Raw genomic sequence first — 19,286 nt, 5'->3', positions numbered from 1 at the left:
GGGCAGGGGCGGCGTCATGGATAAAAAATGGACACTTCAACAAAGAATGGAGCGGCGGCGATCCTGCCGGTCTCCAGGGGCAAGCGCATTGCCCTGGCGGTTTTTGGCATTTTCCTCGGACTTTCCGGCCTGGCCCTGGCGGCGGGCGGCATCGAACTGATTACCCTCGGCGGTTCCTGCTACTACCTGCTGGCCGGACTCGGCCTGCTCCTGGCCGGCATGCTGTATCTGCGCCGCAAACGGCTGGCCGGCGCCATCGTCGGCGCCTTGCTGATCTCGACCCTGGCCTGGGCCGTCTGGGAAACCGGCTTTGCATTCTGGCCCATGGTGCCGCGCCTGGCGCCTTTCCTCGTCATCGGCTTCGTCGCCGCCCTCGTGCATCCGTGGCTGGCAGGCCGCAGCCACAGCGGCCAGTCGCGCGGTTTCGCCGCCTTGTTTGCCGTCGTGCTGGCGGCCGGCTTTGCCTCCATGTTCCAGCCGCACGGCGTGCTGGAGGCCACGGTGCAGCCGCAGCAGGATGGCGTGGCGGCCGTCAATGACGGCAGCGCCAACTGGGCGCATTATGCAAACGGGCCGAAGGGCACGCGCTTCGCGCCCTACACGCAGATCGACAAGGCCAACGTCGGCCGGCTGCAGGTGGCATGGCGCTACCGCACGGGCGAACTGGCCGAGGGCGCGTCCGAATCGCAGAACACGCCGCTGCAGATCGGTGACACCATCTACACGTGCACGCCGACGAGCAAGGTGATCGCGCTCGACGCGGACACGGGCAAGGAGCGCTGGACCTTCGATCCCAGGCCGGCCAACACGAAGACGTGGAACCGCTGCCGCGGCGTGGGCTATTACGAGCCGGCCACCGTGACAAAACCGTTCCAGTTTGAGGGCATGCAGGCGGCCAGCGCGCCGCAGGCGGGCGTGTGCGCCAGGCGCATCGTGCAGGTGACCATGGATGCGCGCCTGATCGAGATCGACGCGCAGACGGGCAAGCAGTGCGAGGGTTTCGGCGACAAGGGTTCCGTCGACCTCACCGTCGGCCTGGGCAAGGTGAAGATGAACGTGCCGTACTACGCCTACACGTCCGCGCCCACGGTGGCGCGCAACCTGATCATCCTCGGCGGCTGGGTCTTCGATGGCCGCTCCACCGATGAACCGTCGGGCGTCGTGCGCGCCTACAGCGCCGACACGGGGGAACTGGTGTGGGCCTGGGACCTGGGCAATCCGGCCATCACCAAGCTGCCGCCGGAAGGGCAGACCTACACGCGCAGCACGCCGAACATGTGGTCCACGCCTGCCTTCGACGATGCGCTGGGCCTCGTCTATCTGCCGACGGGCAACGAGCAGCCCGACTTCTGGGGTGGCAAGCGCCCGCCGCTGACGGAAAAATATGCGTCGGCCATCGTCGCCCTCGACATGGCCACGGGCCGCGAGCGGTGGACATATCAGACCGTCCACCACGACATATGGGATTACGACGTGGCCGCGCAGCCGGCCCTGTACGACGTCCCGGACGGCAAGGGCGGCAAGATTCCCGCGCTGGTGCAGCTGACGAAGCGGGGCCAGATCTTCATGCTGGACCGTCGCACGGGCAAGCCGATTGCCGACGTGGTGGAAAAGCCCGTGCCGCAGGAACACGCGGCCGGCGACTGGGTGTCGAAAACGCAGCCATATTCCACCGGCATGCCGGCCCTGGGGGCGGAGACCCTGACGGAGCGCGACATGTGGGGCGCCACCTTCTTCGACCAGCTGGCTTGCCGCATCAGCTTCCGCAAGCTCAATTACAAAGGCGAGTTCACGGCGCCGGGCACGCAGGAGACCCTGATCTATCCGGGCTACTACGGCGGCTTCAACTGGGGCGGGGCGGCCGTCGATGAAAGCAATGGCTATATGTTCGTCAACGATATCCGCATGCCGCAAGTGGTCAGGCTGGTGCCGCGCGAGACGGTGGACGTGGCCAAGCTGACGTCGGGCCACGGCGTGGGCAGCACCTATCCCATGGATGGCACGCCGTTCGTCATCGACCACAAGGCCTTCAATTCGCCGCTGGGCATTCCCTGCCAAAGCCCGCCCTGGGGCGTGTTTGCCGCCATCGACCTCAAGACCCGCACGAAAGTGTGGGAGCGTCCGGCCGGCACGGTGCGCGATGCCGTCATCCACGGCGTGCGCGCGAATCTGCCCATCCCGCTGGGCATGCCCACCCTGGGCGGCGGCGTCAGCACGGCGTCGGGCCTCGTGTTTTATGCGGGCACGCAGGATTACTATCTGCGCGCCATGGATATCGCCACGGGACGCGAAGTGTGGAAGGCGCGCATGCCCGTCGGTTCGCAAGGCACGCCGATGACGTATGTGTCGCCCAGGTCGGGCCGCCAGTATGTCGTGGTGGTGGCGGGCGGCGCCCGCCAGAGCCCGGACCGGGGAGATTACGTGATAGCATACGCGCTTCCCAAGACACCGTAAGAGTTTGCTTCATGCCCCAGTTGCGCACCGTTCCAGCTTCCCCCAGCAATCGAAGCGAGGAGCGGCGGCGCAAGCTGCTGGTGGCGGCGGCGGACCTGTTCCTGCAATCCGGCTACGACGGCGTCAGCATGGACGCCATCGTGGCCGAGGCGGGCGGCTCGAAAGCCACGGCCTACCGCTATTTCGGCAGCAAGCAGGAGCTGCTGGTGGCCGTGGTCGAATACCTGTGCGCCGATTTCATCATCGACCTGCGCCGGCTCGATACCTCGCAAGCGGGCCTGGAACAGGGCTTGCAATTGATTCTCGCTGAACTGGTGGCCGTCGTCACCAGCCCCCGCCATGTGGATTTCTACCGCCTCGTCGTCACGGGCGCGGCCGCCGTGCCCGCCGTGGGCCTGACCTGGTACGAACACGGCCCGCAAGTGTGGCATGCGCTGATTTTGCGCCTGCTGGAGCAGCAGCGCGCGCAAGGGCGCATTGCGCCCGACGCCTCGTTTTCCAACCTGCCGCAGATCCTGTTCGACGCCGTGTTCTCGCACCTGACCACGCGCACCGTGATGTTGGGGCAGGGCGGCAATGCGGCCACCTTCCGTCCCCTGATCGCGGAACTGATCGAACTGGTGGTGGCGCGGGTGGCGCGGAAATAAAGACTGCGGGCCGCCCATGGCATCGGATCAGGTCCTGCGATGGGCGGTCGATGCTCGGCGTCAGGCCTCTGGCGCCGTCCACACCAGGTTCCACAGGTGGCCATCGATATCCTCGAAGCCCTGGTCGTACATGAAGCCATGGTCTTCGGGCGGATGCGGCGTGCGGCCGCCGGCAGCGACGGCCTTGGCGATCAGGCTGTCCACTTCTTCCCGGCTGTCGCAACTGAGGCAAATGACGAGTTCATTGGTTTCCCTGGCATTTGCGACCGGCTTGTCGATCAGGGACTGGAAGAACGGTTCGGCCGTCAGCATGGCCTGGATGGTGTCGCCGGCGATATTCATGAATGCCGCATTCTCGCCGCTGAAGCGGGGATCGAAGGTAAAGCCGAGCGCGGAAAAGAAGGCCCTGGATTTGTCCAGGTCCTTCACGGGCAGGTTGAGGATGATCTGTTTTTTCATGGCGCTTCCCTGGTCAAGGTGGCATGGGCAACCGGTGCTGCATCCCTGAGACGTTCATTGCACACAAATCGATACGCTTGCAAAAAATAGTGTGCTCCGGATTTGCGATAAATGAAAGCGCAACAGTGACGGGCAAACGGCGCGCTCGGTGGCATGCGCGCAAGCCCGATATGCTGTCCTTGCCGTGCGCCTGGGCTGGCAAGGGCGATTCACCGCTACAATCACAGCATGGTGACTTGATGAAGGGCGTAGAAAAATGGCGACTGAAGTGAGTATCGAGCATGGCGCTATCACAGCGACAAGTGAGATTTTATCCAGAATCAACGGCGATATCCTGCTTGAGCGTGTTTTCAGGAAAAACACCGACTGGGATGCAAAATTAGACGCGCGAGATTCTTTTGATTTTGATCATGCATGGAGTATGAGCCATGAAAAAGTAACATCGTCTTGCCCGCCTGAAGATGGTCAGGTCAGGGAGGTAAGAGAAGCGGCATACAAGAAGGTTTATCAAATCACTAAAAACGCTGATCTTGCTGCATACGTATCGGACGATATGGGCCTGATTGCGCTGGCATGCAAGAACAAGCTGGATGTTGAATTTATTAACAACCTTTGGAAAAGCTACATGCAAGGGGAATTTCCAGCTTAACTCCACGGGGGCATGGCGCCATCGCGGCCGGGGCGGGCGGCACGAAAGCCACGGCCTGCCGGCGCCGCCGTCAAGCCGGGGGTGTTATGCGCTTGTCCAGCGGCTTCTCGTTGAGCGCATCGGTAGCCCGGTCCACGAATTGCCTGACGTCTCCCACCTCGGCAAACAAGCCGGCATAGGCCTCCCGTATCAGCACCGTGCATTGCCCGAATTTCGCAAGCTGCGACAGGCCTTCCTCCGTGGGCATGAATATCCGCCGCCGCGCATCATGGTCATCGCTCCGGTACTGTACGAGGCCCAGGCGCAGCAGCTTGGGTATCTTTTGCATGACCAGCTGGTGCGAGTGTCCGAGTTCGCGCGCCAGATCCGACGCCGAGGCCGCGCCCAGCGTTGCAAGAACAGTCATCAGCGAACACGAACGAACGGGGATGACGATCCCCATCGTATCGAAGACAATCTGGGATTGTTCGGCGATCAGGACGCTCAGCCGTTCGACGGCGCGGCCGAGAAACACGGCGTCATCGATCGGGGCCGGGGAATGCGTTTTCCTAGTCAAGGCGCTGGTACCTCTGGATGCTGCCGTCCTTGTTTACGCGTTCCAGCGCCGTTACTTTTCCGTCCAAGGTATTCAGGCGGTATCGAAAATCCGACACGCCTTCCACCGCGAACAGGTCGGGCCCTATCGGCTCAAGCGCGACGCGGAAGCGGTCGCGCCAGAGATAGTAAAGTATGCCGTTGTCCAGGATGAGCTGGCGGCCTTCGTATTTTCCGGCAGCTTGCGTCAACATCGCGGCATCGATGTGCGGGCGCTCGACAGCGGCCGTCAGGCCGGGGAGCAGCCAGGCCAATTCCGTGCGCCTGGCCTCATCGGTCTTCGCCAGATTTTCAAGCGCCAGCTTGTGCGCCACAGGCAGCGCGCGAATGGAGGGGCTGGCAATATCGGGTTGCACGCCGACGCCTTCAAAGTCGCCACGGTCAACGGGATCCTGGATCTGGCCAATCGGCACTTGCACGAAAAAATCATCGTTGAGCGGCTTGCGCGCCACCGGATGCGCGCCGCCGGCCGTCCGCTCCCCGATCAGGGTGGCTCGTCCGAGCTTTTTCATCGCATAGGAAAACCATTCTGCGGAAGAAAACGACGTGGAGCCGGTGAGGATGTAGACGGGCTTGTCCACCATGCGCTTGCCCGGCAAGCCCGGCAGCACCCATTGCCCGCGCTGGATGCGCTTGCCATCCTCGTTGTAATAGTAGTCGAAGAGCAGCTGGTCTTTCTCGCTGGAGAAGAAATAGCTCGCAAGAAATTGCGCCATTTCCAGGTGTCCGCCATTGTTATAGCGCAAATCGATGATGACGGCATCCGTATTGCCCACGAGGCGCATGACGGATGCCGCCGTATCATGGGCAAATTCAGGATCGGCAAAATAGCTGAAGCGTATATAACCGATATTTCCCGTCAGGCGGGCGACCTCATCGAAACCGAAATTGCTTTCCTCCAGCCGGCTGGCTTCTTCTCGTCGTACCTTGGCCTTGAGCGCCGGGTTGGCCTTTGCCTTGAATTCCGCGATCCATTCCGGGTCGGTGGCCACCAGGAAGTGCAGGTCGCCGCTGACCTTGACGAGATCGTCGGTCAGCTTGCTCGCAAACTCTGCCTTCGTGGTCGCCGAGTCATACGCTCCCTTTTTCAGATGTTCCTGAAGCACGGGCCTGATTTTTCGTGCGATGTCCGGAAATGGGTAGTTTGCCTGCAGGGTGCTGTCGAGGGAGGCGATGATCGCGCCTTTTTCGTCTCGTGAGATGCCCAGCGCCTCGGCAAAAGCGCTCGGTGCGCACATGATGGACAGTGCCGACAGGGTTTGAAGCAGAAACAGGTGATGGCGCATTCTGATGTTACCTCCCTCGGTGAAGCCCCAGCATACAATATATTGTGCAATATGTTGTGGAAAAATTCGCCGGCACCGGTTTTGGGCGCAGCTGCTTCCGCTTCCGTTCCATGCCACCGGCAGTCACGGGCTTGCGGCAGGTTCAGGTAGCGATGCCGTATTTGTGCTGCGTGGCCGCATACTGCTGCTTCAGCGATTCCAGCTTCGGATGCTTGGGGTCGATCTTGCGGATCACCTGCAGCTGGTGCTGCGCCTGTTCGGCCAGCGGCGCTTCCCAGCCCAGCATGTTGAGCTGGCGCAGGATGGCCTCGACGGAGGCGAACAGCACGGGCAGGTTGCCCGGCGTCTTGCGCAGGGCCTGGCGCAGCACGAACACGGCGCCCTTGAGCTCTCCGCTTTCCGACTTGCTGGCCGCATCCTGCATCAGTTCCTGCACCTGGTTGCTGATCTGCTGGCCCATGCCTTGCGCCAGGTCGTGGCGGCCCGCCTTTTCAAACACGTCGACGGCCGCTTCCATCGTCACTTCGCTGTCCGCCTCGTTGACGAGCTTCATCATGACGTCGGAGGCGGCCTGCTCCAGATTGTTTTTCAGGCAGCTTTGCACGAGGCCCACCTTCAGCTGCGTGGACAGGCCCCGCGCCGTGTCCAGGGCGGCGGCGGCCAGCTGCAGTTCGCTGGCGGCGGCGATGTCGTTGCCCGACAATTCATGCAGCATGGCGGCCGAGATGGCGCGGCACGCTTCCACGTTGGCGCCGCCCCGCAAGGAGCGCTCCATGTCGCGCAGCACGCCGCTGGCCTGCGGCGCGTCGCCTTTCTTGACCAGCGTTTTCACGAGGTTGACGTGGTCTTCCGGGTCGCGGAATTCAGAGTACTTCGCTTTGGTCACCACCTGCTTGTAGGCCCGTTCGGCCGCGCCGATATCGCCCGTGTCGAACGCGATGCCGCCCAGGTGGCGCAAGCGGCGCACCATGTGCGGCGAAATGGCCACCGCGTCTTCGAGGATTTTCTTGGCCTGCAGCTGCTGGCCCATGGCTTCATGGTTTTGCGCCAGCAGGTCGTAGGCGGCCATGAAGCGGGGATAGGCTTCCACCAGTTCCAGCAGCGTGTCCTGCGCTTCTTCGTGGCGCTGCTGCTCGAACAGGGTGCGCGCCAGCCCCAGGTGGGCCCAGGCCATGGGCCGCGTGGCCAGCATGTCGGCGTACAGCTGTTCCGCTTCCGTCCATTCGCCCAGGGTGAGGTGCAGTTCGGCGCGCAGGCGGGTGAAATCGGCTGCCAGGCGCGGATGCTGCAGTTCGGCCGCGCGGCAGCTTTTCACGGCTTCGCGCAGGTCGCCCTTGTCGATCAACTGGTAGGTGGGCAGGAAGACGGCGCGCCGCTCGATGGCGCGGGCGATGCGTCCGCTCAGCACATCGACGGTGAACGGTTTTAATATGTAGTCGGACGGGGTCAGTTCGGCGGCGCTGATCACCTTGCTGTGGATGGCTTCCGAGGTCAGCATGATGAAGATCGTCCACAGGCCGATCAGCTTGTGGTGGCGCAAGTCTTCCAGCAATTGCTGGCCGTCCTGGCCGTCCGTGCCACTACCAAGATCGTATTCGCACAGGATGATATCGAACGGTTTCTTCGTCAGCAGGCGGATGGCCGTGCCGGAATTGACGGCATATTCCACCTTGGTGATGGCCGCCTGGTTCAGCATATTGTGCAGGTTGCCCCGCATGCTGGGGTTCGGGTCGACGATCAGGACAGATAAGTCGCTAGTTTCTGGCATTGTTCAGCTCTCGTTCATCTGTTCGGTCATTTGTGGAGACTCTATTTATATGCATCTGTCAGGCCGTATTATTTTTTATCAGCATACTGCAAAGCCGGCCGGCACTGCCAGCAAAATGCGTGCAATCGGACGCGGCACGCAAGGGCAGGTGCGCCAGGCGCCGTCCGGCGTTGTATTTCATGACATGGGGGGGCATGGCGGCGGTGCGGGCAGCTGTTTTTACGGCCATTTCTCGACTACCGTGATAGTATTTTAGAAATGCAACATTTGTTGCATCCCGCGCCATGCTGCGGAAAGCATGCGCAAGGCTTTACCGGGCGCTTTTTCCCTCTCAGCTGTTGATACCCGTCATGCGTGTTACAGATCTGTCTATTTTGCGGCGCGTCGCCGTACCCCTTGCATTTGGCGGCAACAGCGAACAGCAGCACACGTATTTTGCGGAATTGCACCGGGTCGGCATGGTCACGCAGCTGCTGGGCATCATCGCCTACAGCCTGACGTGGCTGCTGATGCCGGAACCCTATCATCCGAACCAGGCGCATGCCGTGCTGGCGCTGCTGGGCATGTTGGCGAGCCTGATCGTGCGCTACCGCTGCACCACCTTGCCCGTGCTGACGATTACGGGCGCCTGCGCCGTGCTGACCCTGACCTTCGGCCTGCGCACCATGGCCGACGCCGTCCACCACGCCAGTTTCTGGGTCTTGCCCGTGGGCGTCTTCATGACCCTGGCCATCGCTTCCATCTTCAATGGCGGCCTCAGCTACCTGGCCGTGGTGGCCGGCGTGTGGTGGAACGTGGGTCACGGCCTGTATCCCGTGAACGCGGGCTTGCCGGACGAATCGTGGGCGCCATTGATGATCGCCGTCAGCGTGCTGTTCGGGCTGGCGCTGAATGTCAGCTTCAGCTTATTGCGTTTGCGCAACTATCACTCCAAGGTGGAATTGACGCGGCTGGCCTTCCAGGACGGCCTGACGGGCTTGAACAACCGCCGCATGTTCACGCAGCGGGCCCAGCAGATGCATGGCGCGCCCAACGGCGGCATGCTGTATTTCCTGATGATCGATATCGACGATTTCAAGGTCATCAACGACCAGCAGGGCCACGATGCGGGCGACGAAGTGCTGGTGCGCACGGCCGCCATCATCGCGGACAAGGCGCAAGGCCATCTGTGCGGGCGCCTGGGCGGCGAGGAATTCGGCGTCGTCTACGCGGGCGACCGCGAGGCCGTGCGCGCGTTTGCCGGCACCCTGGTCGAGGCCGTCAGCCAGGGCTTCCTGGCGGCACAGTTCGTGTCGATCAGCGTGGGAGTGGCCGAGCTGGACCGGGGCAAGGACCTGGGCCACAGCTATCGGCTGGCCGACGAAGCGCTGTACCTGGCCAAGCGCCAGGGCAAGAACCGCTATGTGATCGCCTGAGGCGCCTGAGGCGTACCCGCGGTGTTGTTGCCGCGTCAAAAATGGCCGCTTTGCGGGGCAAAAGGGGAGCAAAGCCCCAAGTTCCGGTCATAAGGCAGGGGTAAAACGGGTATAATGCGCGCAAAGGAAATTTGCCGTACGAAAGATATTGTCATACCTACCTTTAACCCGCAGCCACGCTGCATCAACCACCTTCCAATCATGTTGATACTGCCGGGTTCCAATGCCCTGTCCCATTTCCGTAGCCACCGTCTGTTAAGCCAACTGCAAGCCGTTTCGCCTGCGATTGTTGCCGTGCAAGCACGCTATGTCCATTTCATCGATGCCAGCGCGCCGCTCACCAACGACGACAGCACGCGCCTGGGCGCCTTGCTGACGTACGGCGAACCGGCCCACGCCGACAATACGGAAGGCGCTGCCGAAGAATTCTTCGTCATTCCCCGTTTCGGCACGATCTCGCCGTGGGCCTCGAAGGCCACCGACATCGCGCACAACTGCGGCATGGCGCACATCAAGCGCGTCGAACGCGGCATCGCTTTCCGCATCAACCTGAAATCGGGCATCCTGGGCAGCGCCATCGGCGCGGGCAAATTGACGGACGAGCAGGTGCAGGCCGTGGCCGACCTGCTGCACGACCGTATGACGGAATCCGTGCTGCGCAGCGCGGACGACGCCAAGGACCTGTTCCGCACCCTGGAAGCGCGCCCGCTGGAATCGATCGACTTGCTGGGGCAGGGCAAGCGTGCTTTGGAAACGGCAAACGTCGAGCTGGGCCTGGCGATGTCGGAAGACGAGATCGACTACCTGGACGCCGCCTTTACCAAGGCCGGCCGCAATCCGACGGACGTGGAACTGATGATGTTCGCGCAGGCGAACAGCGAGCATTGCCGCCACAAGATCTTCAACGCCGACTGGACCATCGACGGCGTGGCGCAGACCAAGTCCCTGTTCGGCATGATCAAAAACACGCACGAACTGCAGCCGAAGGGCACCGTCGTCGCCTACAGCGACAATTCCTCGATCATGGAAGGCGCGACGGTCTCGCGCTTCTACCCGCGTGGCGACAAGCACGAATATGCGGCGTCAAACGAACTGACGCACACCCTGATGAAGGTGGAAACGCATAACCACCCGACGGCGATTTCTCCATTCCCCGGCGCCTCCACGGGCGCGGGCGGCGAGATCCGCGACGAAGGCGCGACGGGCCGCGGCGCCAAGCCGAAGGCTGGCCTGACGGGTTTCACCGTATCGAACCTGTCCCTGCCGAACGCCGTGCGCAGCTGGGAAACGGCCGCTTCCGTGACGGCGCCATTGGCTTCCCGCACGGATGCGGAGCAATACGGCAAACCGGAACGCATCGCTTCGCCCCTGCAGATCATGATCGAAGGCCCGCTGGGCGGCGCCGCGTTCTCGAACGAATTCGGCCGTCCCGTCCTGGGCGGCTACTTCCGCACGTATGAACAGAACGTCGGCGCGAAGGAAGCCGGCGCACCGGACGCAGTCTTCGGCTACCACAAGCCCATCATGATCGCCGGCGGCATCGGCAATATCTCGGCGCAGCACACGCACAAGAACGACATCCCCGTCGGCAGCCTGCTGGTGCAGCTGGGTGGCCCGGGCATGCGCATCGGCATGGGCGGCAGCGCCGCCTCGTCGATGACGACGGGCAGCAACACAGCCGACCTGGACTTCGATTCCGTCCAGCGCGGCAATCCGGAAATGGAACGCCGTGCCCAGGAAGTCATCAACGCCTGCTGGCAAATGGGCGCGGACAATCCGATCATCTCCATCCACGACGTGGGTGCGGGCGGCTTGTCGAACGCGTTCCCGGAAATCACCAACGACGCCAAGCGCGGCGCGATTTTCGACCTGCGCAAGATCCCGCTGGAAGAATCGGGCATGGCGCCGAAGGAAATCTGGAGCAATGAGTCGCAGGAACGCTACGTCCTGGCCATCGCGCCGGAAAGCCTGCCCCTGTTCAAAGCCATGTGCGAACGCGAACGCTGCCTGTTCGCCGCCGTGGGCGTGGCCACCGAAGAGCGTCAATTGAAGCTGATCGACCCGGAACTGGGCAACGAACCGGTCGACATGCCGATGGACGTCTTGCTGGGCAAGCCGCCGAAGATGCAGCGCGACGTGGTCCACGTGGCCAATGATTTCCCTGCCATCGACCTGACGGGCATGGACTTGACGGATGTGGCACAAAAAGTGCTGCTGCTGCCTACCGTGGCCGACAAATCCTTCCTGATCACCATCGGCGACCGCAGCGTGGGCGGCATGACTGTGCGCGACCAGATGGTGGGACCATGGCAAGTGCCGGTGGCCGATTGCGCCGTCACCACCATGAGCTTCGAGGGCTATCTGGGCGAAGCGATGGCCATGGGCGAACGCACGCCGCTGGCCGTCATCGACGCCGCCGCCTCGGGCCGCATGGCCGTGGGCGAAGCCGTCACCAACATCGCCGCCGCAGCAATCAGCGACATCTCCGACATCAAATTGTCCGCCAACTGGATGGCCGCCTGCGGCCAGCCTGGCCAGGACGCGGCCCTGTACGACACGGTCAAAGCCGTCGGCATGGACCTGTGCCCGGCGCTGGGCATCAGCATCCCCGTCGGCAAGGATTCGCTGTCGATGCGCACGACGTGGAAAGACGAGAGCACGGGCGCGGCGAAATCCGTTACCTCGCCCGTGTCGCTGATCGTCTCCTCGTTCGCGCCAGTCACGGACGTGCGCAAGTCGCTCACGCCGCAGCTGAAAACGGACCAGGGCGACACCTCCTTGATCTTGATCGACCTGGGCCGCGGCAAGAACCGCCTGGGCGCCTCGGCGCTGGCACAGGTCATGGGCCAGCTGGGCAACGCCACGCCGGACGTCGACAGCGCGGACGACTTGAAAGGCTTCTTCGCCGCCATCCAAAAGCTGAACAGCGACGACAAGCTGCTGGCCTACCATGACCGTTCGGACGGCGGCCTGTACGCCACCCTGACGGAAATGGCCTTCGCCGGCCACACGGGCATGTCCGTCAACCTCGACATGCTGACCATGGAAGGCGAGCATTCCAGCGATTGGGGCGACGCCAAGAACTGGGCCGGCCAGGTAGCGGAACGCCGCAACGAACTGACCCTGCGCGCCCTGTTCAGCGAAGAGCTGGGCGCCGTCATCCAGGTGCGCGCGGAAGAAAAATCGCTGGTCATGGACGTGCTGCGCACCTTCAACCTGGGCGCCTGCAGCCATATCATCGGCAAATTGAACGACCGCGACGTGATCGAATTCACGCGCGACGCCAAGCTGATCTACACCCAGCCGCGCGCGGAACTGCACCGCCTGTGGAGCGAAACGAGCTGGCGTATCGCCCGCCTGCGCGACAATCCTGCCTGCGCGGACGCCGAATACGACCGCCTGCTGGACGTGCAAGACCCGGGCATGTCGCCTATCGTCACGTTTGACCAGAACGAGAACATCGCCGCGCCATTCATCGCCACCGGCGTGCGTCCCCGTGTCGCCATCCTGCGCGAGCAGGGCGTCAACTCGCACATCGAGACGGCCTACGTCATGCACCAGGCAGGCTTCACGGCGGTCGACGTGCACATGAGCGACCTGATTGCGGGCCGCGTCAAGCTGGACGACTTCCAGGGCGTCATCGCCGTGGGCGGCTTCTCGTACGGCGACGTGCTGGGCGCGGGCGAAGGCTGGGCGAAAACGATTTTGTTCAACGCCAGCCTGGCGGAACAGTTCGCGCGCTTCTTCAACCGCACGGACAGTTTCGGCCTGGGTATCTGCAACGGCTGCCAGATGATGAGCAATCTGAAGTCCATTATCCCCGGCGCCCACGCCTGGCCTAAATTCACGCGCAACAAGTCGGAGAAATTCGAAGGCCGCTTTGCCATGGTCGAAGTGATGGATTCCCCATCGATCTTCTTCAACGGCATGGCCGGCACCCAGGCCGGCATCGCCATCGCCCACGGCGAAGGCTACGCCGACTTCTCGCAAACGGGCGACATCACCCAGGTCATCAAAGCCATGCGCTTCGTCGACAACAAGGGCGCCGCCACCGAAGCGTACCCGTACAACCCGAACGGCTCGCCGGAAGGCATCACCTCCGTCACCACGCCAGACGGCCGCTTCACCGTGCTGATGCCGCACGCGGAGCGCGTGTTCCGCTCGGTGCAGCAGTCCTACCACCCTGAAGCGTGGGGCGAGGATTCGCCATGGATGCGCATGTTCAGGAATGCGCGGAAGTTTGTGGGGTAATCAGTTCGCTTGCAGGGCAGCGCTGGAGTTCAGGCGCTGCTGCTGGGGTAGAAATGAGAAAGCCGCTGTCGGGAGACAGCGGCTTTTTATTTTTTTGCAATTATAATGCCACTATTGTAGAAGAGGAAAGGTTCTTTGTTATTCTTTATCGATCTCATTCTGTAACCTACCCCAAAGGCCACGCAATTGTTTCCGTATGGCTGGCGAATTCATTTTTCGAGCTGCAGTAAATCCATATGAAATGAAATTTCTACGTCCAAGATATGTGTAACGCTTATATAAAGACTTTCTGAAAAGGTCTTTTTCTAGTGCGCCTCTATTTTGACGAGAGATGTTTCGTTTTGACATTGTTGCTTTTGCGGTTCGAACCCCGCGTTTCATTTTGTCAAAATATTTTGCCAATGACGCAGATCTAAGAATGATTTTCTTTCCATCATACATAAACCCCAAATATTGTAGCGGTTTGTTTGCCGTAAATACACCATGCTCATCAAAATAAAAATCAACTCTATCTGTTTTCTTTGAATTTATGTCTAGCTTAAGTTTCTTTATTTCACTTATTGCAATGCTTTCAGCCTCAATTTTCCTAGTTGGTGGAACTATAAGTAATATGTCATCACAATATCTTAAGTAGTATCCACCACAGGAATCAGCGTAATTCTTAAGAACTACGTCAAAGTCGATCATGTATAAATTTGATAGTAGTGTGCTTATTGGAGATCCTTGAGGAATCCCTTTTTTTGATTTGTTTACGTTTATTAATTTTGCGGGGCGAACTTTATCGCGGAAATCTTGAATTGAACAAAGCTTCGGCCCTCCAGATTTCTTGTTATTTAAGGAAATTCCTAGCAATTCATAGAGTGTAACTTGATGGACGGACGCGAATTGTGTTAGAGACTTAAATATGGCCCAGTGATCACTGGGTAACTTATCAACCTCCAGTAATTCACTCCATATCTTTTTTAATAGGCAATGATCGATGTTGTCAAAAAAACCTGTGATGTCAAGTGCTAGGACATAGCAAATTTCAGACGCTTTAATTTTTTCAAAGGCATCGTTTGCAAAGTCAATATTGCTTTTCCCTAACGGGCGAAAAGCAAGTACGCAATTATTTAATCCTTTTTGATTAATCGATTTTTCATAAATTTTTGAGAGGTTATGTGCGTAATATGCATAGATGTGGGAATCCACGTGAGACGCATATGCGATTGGTCGAATTTTCGCAACGCGATGAACCTTTTTTGTGATTTCATGGCGTTTTGCTTTGAATGTTTTAACTGAGAAGTTGATAAATGGAAGGAAGCTGTGCTTTGCTACTTCTGCTGGATCTTTTACAATCAGAGATGCGTCACGAACAGAAATTGGATGGTCAAAATGAGGGTAGCCTCTTCTCCTAAACCACGGGTATTTAGTTCCATTCTTTTTCATTGGTTTATTTCTATGAAATCTAGCAAACCGGAGGAGTTGAGATGGTGGCAATCTAAAATTACCCCTCCGGATTAGGCCAGCAGTCTGTCTCTTGCCATTACACCCGACGAATCGAGCCAAGCCACGTATGTTAGAAATGTATTACCATGTAATCAAGGAGATCGTTATGCAGATCGTCTATATGATTGTGCTGTCGATCTTCCGGTCAAGCGCTGCGCTTGATTCCAGGGAGATTGACATCATGTTTTATCCCTCTATGCCTATACATAGAGCAAGGGAGACTATATAACAAAAAATTATTTTCGACATGCTTTTTGAGAAATATTTCTTAAATTTGAATTTTTTGTTCAGTGGGGTAACTTAAAATCCAGTTGGCGGATCAATTGATTTATGGAGGGCAATATCACCTAGAGGTACAAGCCTTTAGCCACCCCCCACAATCACCACCGCCGACGGCACCAGCAAAAACTGCGCAATAAGCGTCCCCGCCAGCCGGCTCCCCACCAGCCACACCACCGCCCGCCGGAACTGCGATTCTTCGGTCTTGCCCTCGATGACGTCATCCGTCATGCCCGACATGTGCGGGTCGATGAAGACGGCCATCATGATGGTGGCGCCGCCGTTGATGATGGAAGACAGGGTGCTGGAGGTGACGCGCACGCTGGGGTCCAGCACGCCTGCGTAGAGGGCCGCGGTGTAAGGTGGACAACGAGGCGCCGACCGTCCACAGGGCCGTGGCGATGACGTTCATGGCTGTCATGGAGACGGAGACGCCGGATTTTTCGCGCAGGCCGGTGACGTTGGCGGGCTTGGGCAGGCTGGCGGAGGTCTTGAGGTAGGACAGGCCGCCCTTGAAGACGGCATGCAGCAGCAGTTTCGGCACGGACCTGTGTACCTGGAAGTGTTCGACGGCGCGGCAGAAGGCGCGCTGGAAGGTGGGGATCAGTATCGCGCCCAGCAAGGTCGCCAGGCTGGCGGAGAGCAGCAGCCAGCGGAAGTCCAGCAGCAGGGCGCTGGCGGTGACATGCTGGTCGATTCCCGTTTCCACGCGCTTGGCGAGAAATGGTCCTAAAAACGAATTCGAGGTGCGCGACAGCAGCATGAGGATGCTGAACAGGGCCAGCGACACGGCGATGCGCCGCGTGCGGATGCCCGCGATGCGCACGGAATAGGCGAGGGTGCCGATGATGTGGATGATGAACGTCAGTACGCAAATCAGCAGCAATTGCTTGTCCATCACAACCTTGCAATAAAGAAAATGTAATTCCATGCTGCCATGGGATTACTTATTTTTCAACTGCAAATAAGTTAATTTTCCTGTGATGGGGGATTTGTGGTGTTTTGGCTGGCGCGCAGTGTATGGCCAGCCCGGCACAGAAACCGGGATCGCACGCTGTGGGGCCGGTGACGGCGGCAGCGTAACTGCGCAGCATGCGTCGTCTTATTCGAGATGGAATTGCAAAAAATGCAAAAACTTATTAAAATGAAATTCCACTTTGGCAAGGAATGCCATGCGCCAGCTCGCTTTTAGCCGTATCGCCGTACTCATGGGCACTTGCCTGACAGGGCTGGCCATCGCGGCGCCCACTGTGCACTTGTCCGCCTGCCCGGAGGTGGTGGCCAAGGGAACGAGTACCTCGATCGCCTGGGATGCCTTGGGCGCCGAATCGTGCGCTTCGTCTTGGGCGCCGTCGCTGCCCTTGACGGGGTCGTACACGCCGCCGGCGCTGCAGGCGGCCACCAGCTATACGGTGACGTGCCAGGGTGGCGGGGCCAGCGTGTCGCAGCAAGTGACGGTGCAGCTGGCGCCCGCCTGCGTAACGAATTGCTTTAGCAAACGCTGGATCTATTTTTATGGCGGCATTGCCTGGGGTAAAAAAACAGCGAACGCGGACTTCAACAAGCTGTCGGCGCTGATCGTCAACGCGGCGGCGCTGGGCTATAACGGCATCGTCGTCAATATCGGCGGCGAAGACTCATATATTTCCGACTCGCGCGATTCGCCCGATTTCGCCGGCAACCTGGCAGCCATCAAGCAATTGGCGCTGGATAAGGGCATCGAACTGATACCGATGGGCGGTCATCCGCACATCCCTGCGCAATTGCAGCCGGAACTGTCGGAAGCGCTTGCCGTGGAAAAGACGCCGTTTGTCGTCAGCCAGGGGCGGGCGGTACCAGCCGTGCGCTGGCTGGCCAACGACAATTTCAGCAACGGCAATGGGCCATGGGACTTGATGGACCCCGGCACGGTCAGCTTCGACAGCGGTACCGACCGCCTCAAGACGGGCAACGTGCCGGGCAAGGGCGCGATCCGGCTGTCGCAGCCGAATGTGCTGCTGCCTGACGGCAGCATGAAGACGCAAACGCGCTTGCACCGGCGGTTTGTCAATATGAAGCCGCACACGGCTTACCGCGTATCGTTCTGGCTGCGCACGGCGAACTACAAGGTGCCGCTGAAGGTGCAGATCTATGACGATGCCGTCAAGGTGCCGCTGTACCTGAATTTGTATCCGATGGGGCGGGGTACGACGAATGGCGCCTGGAACGTCCAGCCGAACACGGTATTGCCTGACCAGGATTGGACGAACTACAACTTCGATTTCAATACCGGCGCCAATACCAGCATCCGTTTTTACCTTGGCGCCTGGAGCAATGCGAAGAATAACGAGGCGGGCCAAGCCTGGGTAGACGACATGCAGATCCGTGAAATCGGCCTCGCGCATACGGTCACGCGTGCTGGGCTGCCGATAGTCGTCACTTCGGCCGACGGCACGGTGGAATATTCCTCGGTGAATGGCAAGGATTACGTGGCTGGCAGCGAATCGCTGGCCATTCCCGCCACCAGCGCCATCCCCGATGGCAGCAACTTGCTGGTGTCGTGGTACCAGGAGGCGAAGAACATGATGCCGGTCTGGACCTCGCCCGCCAGCGCGTGTCCGCCGCAATTCATGGCCTTGCAAAAGCAGGGCTACGAAAAAATCAAGGCGCTGTATCCCGCCAGCCAGAAGTTCTTCATCAATTATGATGAGTGGCGTATCATGAACTGGGACCCGACCTGCCAGTACGCGAGCGCGGGCGCCTACCTGGCCGGCACGATGACGGCCATGCAGGCGATGGTCAAGCAGGTCAATCCGGGCGTGGAACTGTATGTGTGGAACGACATGTTCGATCCCAACATGAATGCCATCGACAAGTATTTCATGGTCAATGGCAGCCTGCTGGGGGCTGCCGACGGCATCCACCCGAATACCGTCATCGTCAACTGGACGCAGAGAAATGTGTACGTCGACCCGCCGCCGATCCCGCTGCAGCAGTCTTCGTTGAAATTTTTCCACGACCGCAACCTGAAGCAGGTGATCGCCCTGTATTACGACGACTTGCCGCTGACGGACGAATGGCTCGACAACCTGGATGCGGCCGAAGCGGATGGCGTGACGGGCGTCGATGGCTTCATGTACACCACCTGGGTCGACAATGGCAAATATGAGGACCTGGCGGCAGTCGCCAGCAAGATCAAGGCGCGCGCCAAGGCCCGCTGGCCGCAGTGAGGGGCAATGGTGTGCTGGCCCGCCTTGTCCGCTTGCATTCCGGGCAAGCGGCCTCAACCGAAGTCACGGCGCGGCTAGCTCCTGTCCCACCAGGGCGGCGTGCTTGACGACCAGGGGCACGCCATGTCCACTTCGCTGATCCTGTAGCGGATCTCGATCACCTGGCCGGGGCTGAAGGGACCGCGTTTCCAGTCGCCGGAATCAAAGACGTAGCCTTTGCCCTTGATGCAAAGACTGGTCGGATTGCTGCCGATGGGGCCGGTCGAGTGCAGGGTGACGCGCACTTCGCCGTTGGCGTCCAGCGGGGCGTCGCCACCCATGAAGAGTAGATCCGAGCCGACATCGCAGACACTGGTGCTGCCCACTTTGCTGCAGTGCTTGATATACGTTTCCTGGCGCGCCTGGGCCAGGTAATCGTCATGCCGCATCGGCTTGCCGTCGTCATAGGTAAAGCGCAGGACGACTGGCGTAGGCTCGCTGGCAGGATGGCGCGTGGTGCTGGTGCAGGCGGCGCTGACCAGGGCCAGCAAGGGCCAGGCCAGCAGGCGCAGGCCGCGGCGCAGCATGGATGGGGATTTGCCGCCGGATGGATGCTGCATGTGGCGTTGCCATTTGTCTCATGATCGGGGCGCCGATCATAGCATGCGCGGACGGCGGTTCCGCTAGGGTCTGTCTGACTGAACTTAATTAGGGTTGAATGGTCATAGGACGATGAGCCGAACTGACCTTACTGAAAAGCAGTGGCGCAAACTTGCACCCCATCTGCCGTCCAATCCCCATCACGGTC

The 19,286-nt window shown here is 60.1% G+C and carries 12 protein-coding genes and 1 pseudogene; 6 read left to right on the top strand and 7 right to left on the bottom strand.

From position 1 onward, the window contains the following. Positions 1-27 precede the first annotated feature (27 nt). Positions 28-2,454 carry a membrane-bound PQQ-dependent dehydrogenase, glucose/quinate/shikimate family gene (locus tag GCN74_RS16755; RefSeq protein WP_152257735.1) on the top strand — a complete coding sequence of 809 codons (2,427 nt, stop codon included), beginning with the start codon at positions 28-30 and terminating at the stop codon, positions 2,452-2,454. An 11-nt stretch (positions 2,455-2,465) separates the two neighbouring features. Further along, positions 2,466-3,101, top strand: coding sequence for a TetR/AcrR family transcriptional regulator (locus tag GCN74_RS16750; RefSeq protein WP_152257734.1), 636 nt, complete (start codon positions 2,466-2,468; stop codon positions 3,099-3,101). Between the two features lie 60 nt (positions 3,102-3,161). On the opposite strand, the gene GCN74_RS16745 is transcribed toward GCN74_RS16750, so the two are convergent. Beyond that, positions 3,162-3,560 (bottom strand): VOC family protein, encoded by a 399-nt coding sequence (locus tag GCN74_RS16745; protein WP_152257733.1) that lies wholly within the window; start codon positions 3,558-3,560, stop codon positions 3,162-3,164. A 256-nt stretch (positions 3,561-3,816) separates the two neighbouring features. Here GCN74_RS16745 and GCN74_RS16740 point away from each other — a divergent pair, with 256 nt between their 5' ends. Beyond that, a complete protein-coding gene (locus tag GCN74_RS16740; protein ID WP_226939084.1) occupies positions 3,817-4,209 on the top strand; it encodes a hypothetical protein in 393 nt (130 codons plus the stop codon). Between the two features lie 70 nt (positions 4,210-4,279). Here GCN74_RS16740 and GCN74_RS16735 read toward each other — a convergent pair whose 3' ends face one another. The 3 genes from GCN74_RS16735 to GCN74_RS16725 form a co-directional block, all read right to left on the bottom strand. Continuing rightward, positions 4,280-4,723: a MarR family winged helix-turn-helix transcriptional regulator gene (locus GCN74_RS16735; RefSeq protein WP_152257732.1), complete on the bottom strand. Its 444-nt coding sequence runs from the start codon at positions 4,721-4,723 to the stop codon at positions 4,280-4,282. 34 nt (positions 4,724-4,757) lie between these two features. Next, the gene (locus GCN74_RS16730) at positions 4,758-6,089 is read right to left on the bottom strand and encodes a S41 family peptidase (protein ID WP_152257731.1); all 1,332 of its coding nucleotides are present in this window, start codon (positions 6,087-6,089) and stop codon (positions 4,758-4,760) included. Positions 6,090-6,231: 142 nt separating this feature from the next. Further along, positions 6,232-7,857, bottom strand: a complete 1,626-nt coding sequence (locus GCN74_RS16725) for a response regulator (RefSeq protein WP_152257730.1) — start codon at positions 7,855-7,857, stop codon at positions 6,232-6,234. Between the two features lie 350 nt (positions 7,858-8,207). Here GCN74_RS16725 and GCN74_RS16720 point away from each other — a divergent pair, with 350 nt between their 5' ends. Together GCN74_RS16720 and purL are read left to right on the top strand one after the other, a co-directional pair. Beyond that, positions 8,208-9,272, top strand: coding sequence for a sensor domain-containing diguanylate cyclase (locus tag GCN74_RS16720; RefSeq protein ID WP_193317121.1), 1,065 nt, complete (start codon positions 8,208-8,210; stop codon positions 9,270-9,272). A 201-nt stretch (positions 9,273-9,473) separates the two neighbouring features. Beyond that, a complete protein-coding gene (gene purL, locus GCN74_RS16715) occupies positions 9,474-13,523 on the top strand; it encodes a phosphoribosylformylglycinamidine synthase (RefSeq protein ID WP_152257728.1) in 4,050 nt (1,349 codons plus the stop codon). A 138-nt stretch (positions 13,524-13,661) separates the two neighbouring features. Here purL and drt2 read toward each other — a convergent pair whose 3' ends face one another. Both drt2 and GCN74_RS16705 read right to left on the bottom strand, forming a co-directional pair. Continuing rightward, a complete protein-coding gene (gene drt2 / locus GCN74_RS16710) occupies positions 13,662-14,951 on the bottom strand; it encodes an antiviral reverse transcriptase Drt2 (RefSeq protein ID WP_152257727.1) in 1,290 nt (429 codons plus the stop codon). 423 nt (positions 14,952-15,374) lie between these two features. Beyond that, a pseudogene (locus GCN74_RS16705) lies at positions 15,375-16,188 on the bottom strand (lipid II flippase family protein). Between the two features lie 274 nt (positions 16,189-16,462). On the opposite strand from GCN74_RS16705, the gene GCN74_RS16700 reads away from it, so the two are divergent. Continuing rightward, a complete protein-coding gene (locus tag GCN74_RS16700) occupies positions 16,463-18,499 on the top strand; it encodes a hypothetical protein (protein ID WP_152257726.1) in 2,037 nt (678 codons plus the stop codon). 74 nt (positions 18,500-18,573) lie between these two features. Here the strand turns inward: GCN74_RS16700 and GCN74_RS16695 are convergent, their stop codons facing one another. Further along, positions 18,574-19,098 (bottom strand): hypothetical protein, encoded by a 525-nt coding sequence (locus GCN74_RS16695; RefSeq protein ID WP_152257725.1) that lies wholly within the window; start codon positions 19,096-19,098, stop codon positions 18,574-18,576. Between the last annotated feature and the right edge of the window lie 188 nt (positions 19,099-19,286).

Origin of the sequence: Janthinobacterium sp. FT14W, assembly GCF_009208755.1 — a bacterium.
GTDB lineage: Bacteria > Pseudomonadota > Gammaproteobacteria > Burkholderiales > Burkholderiaceae_D > Janthinobacterium > Janthinobacterium violaceinigrum.
The sequence above is the reverse complement of the archived record's forward strand: the minus strand, read 5'-3'. Positions and strand labels throughout refer to the sequence as shown.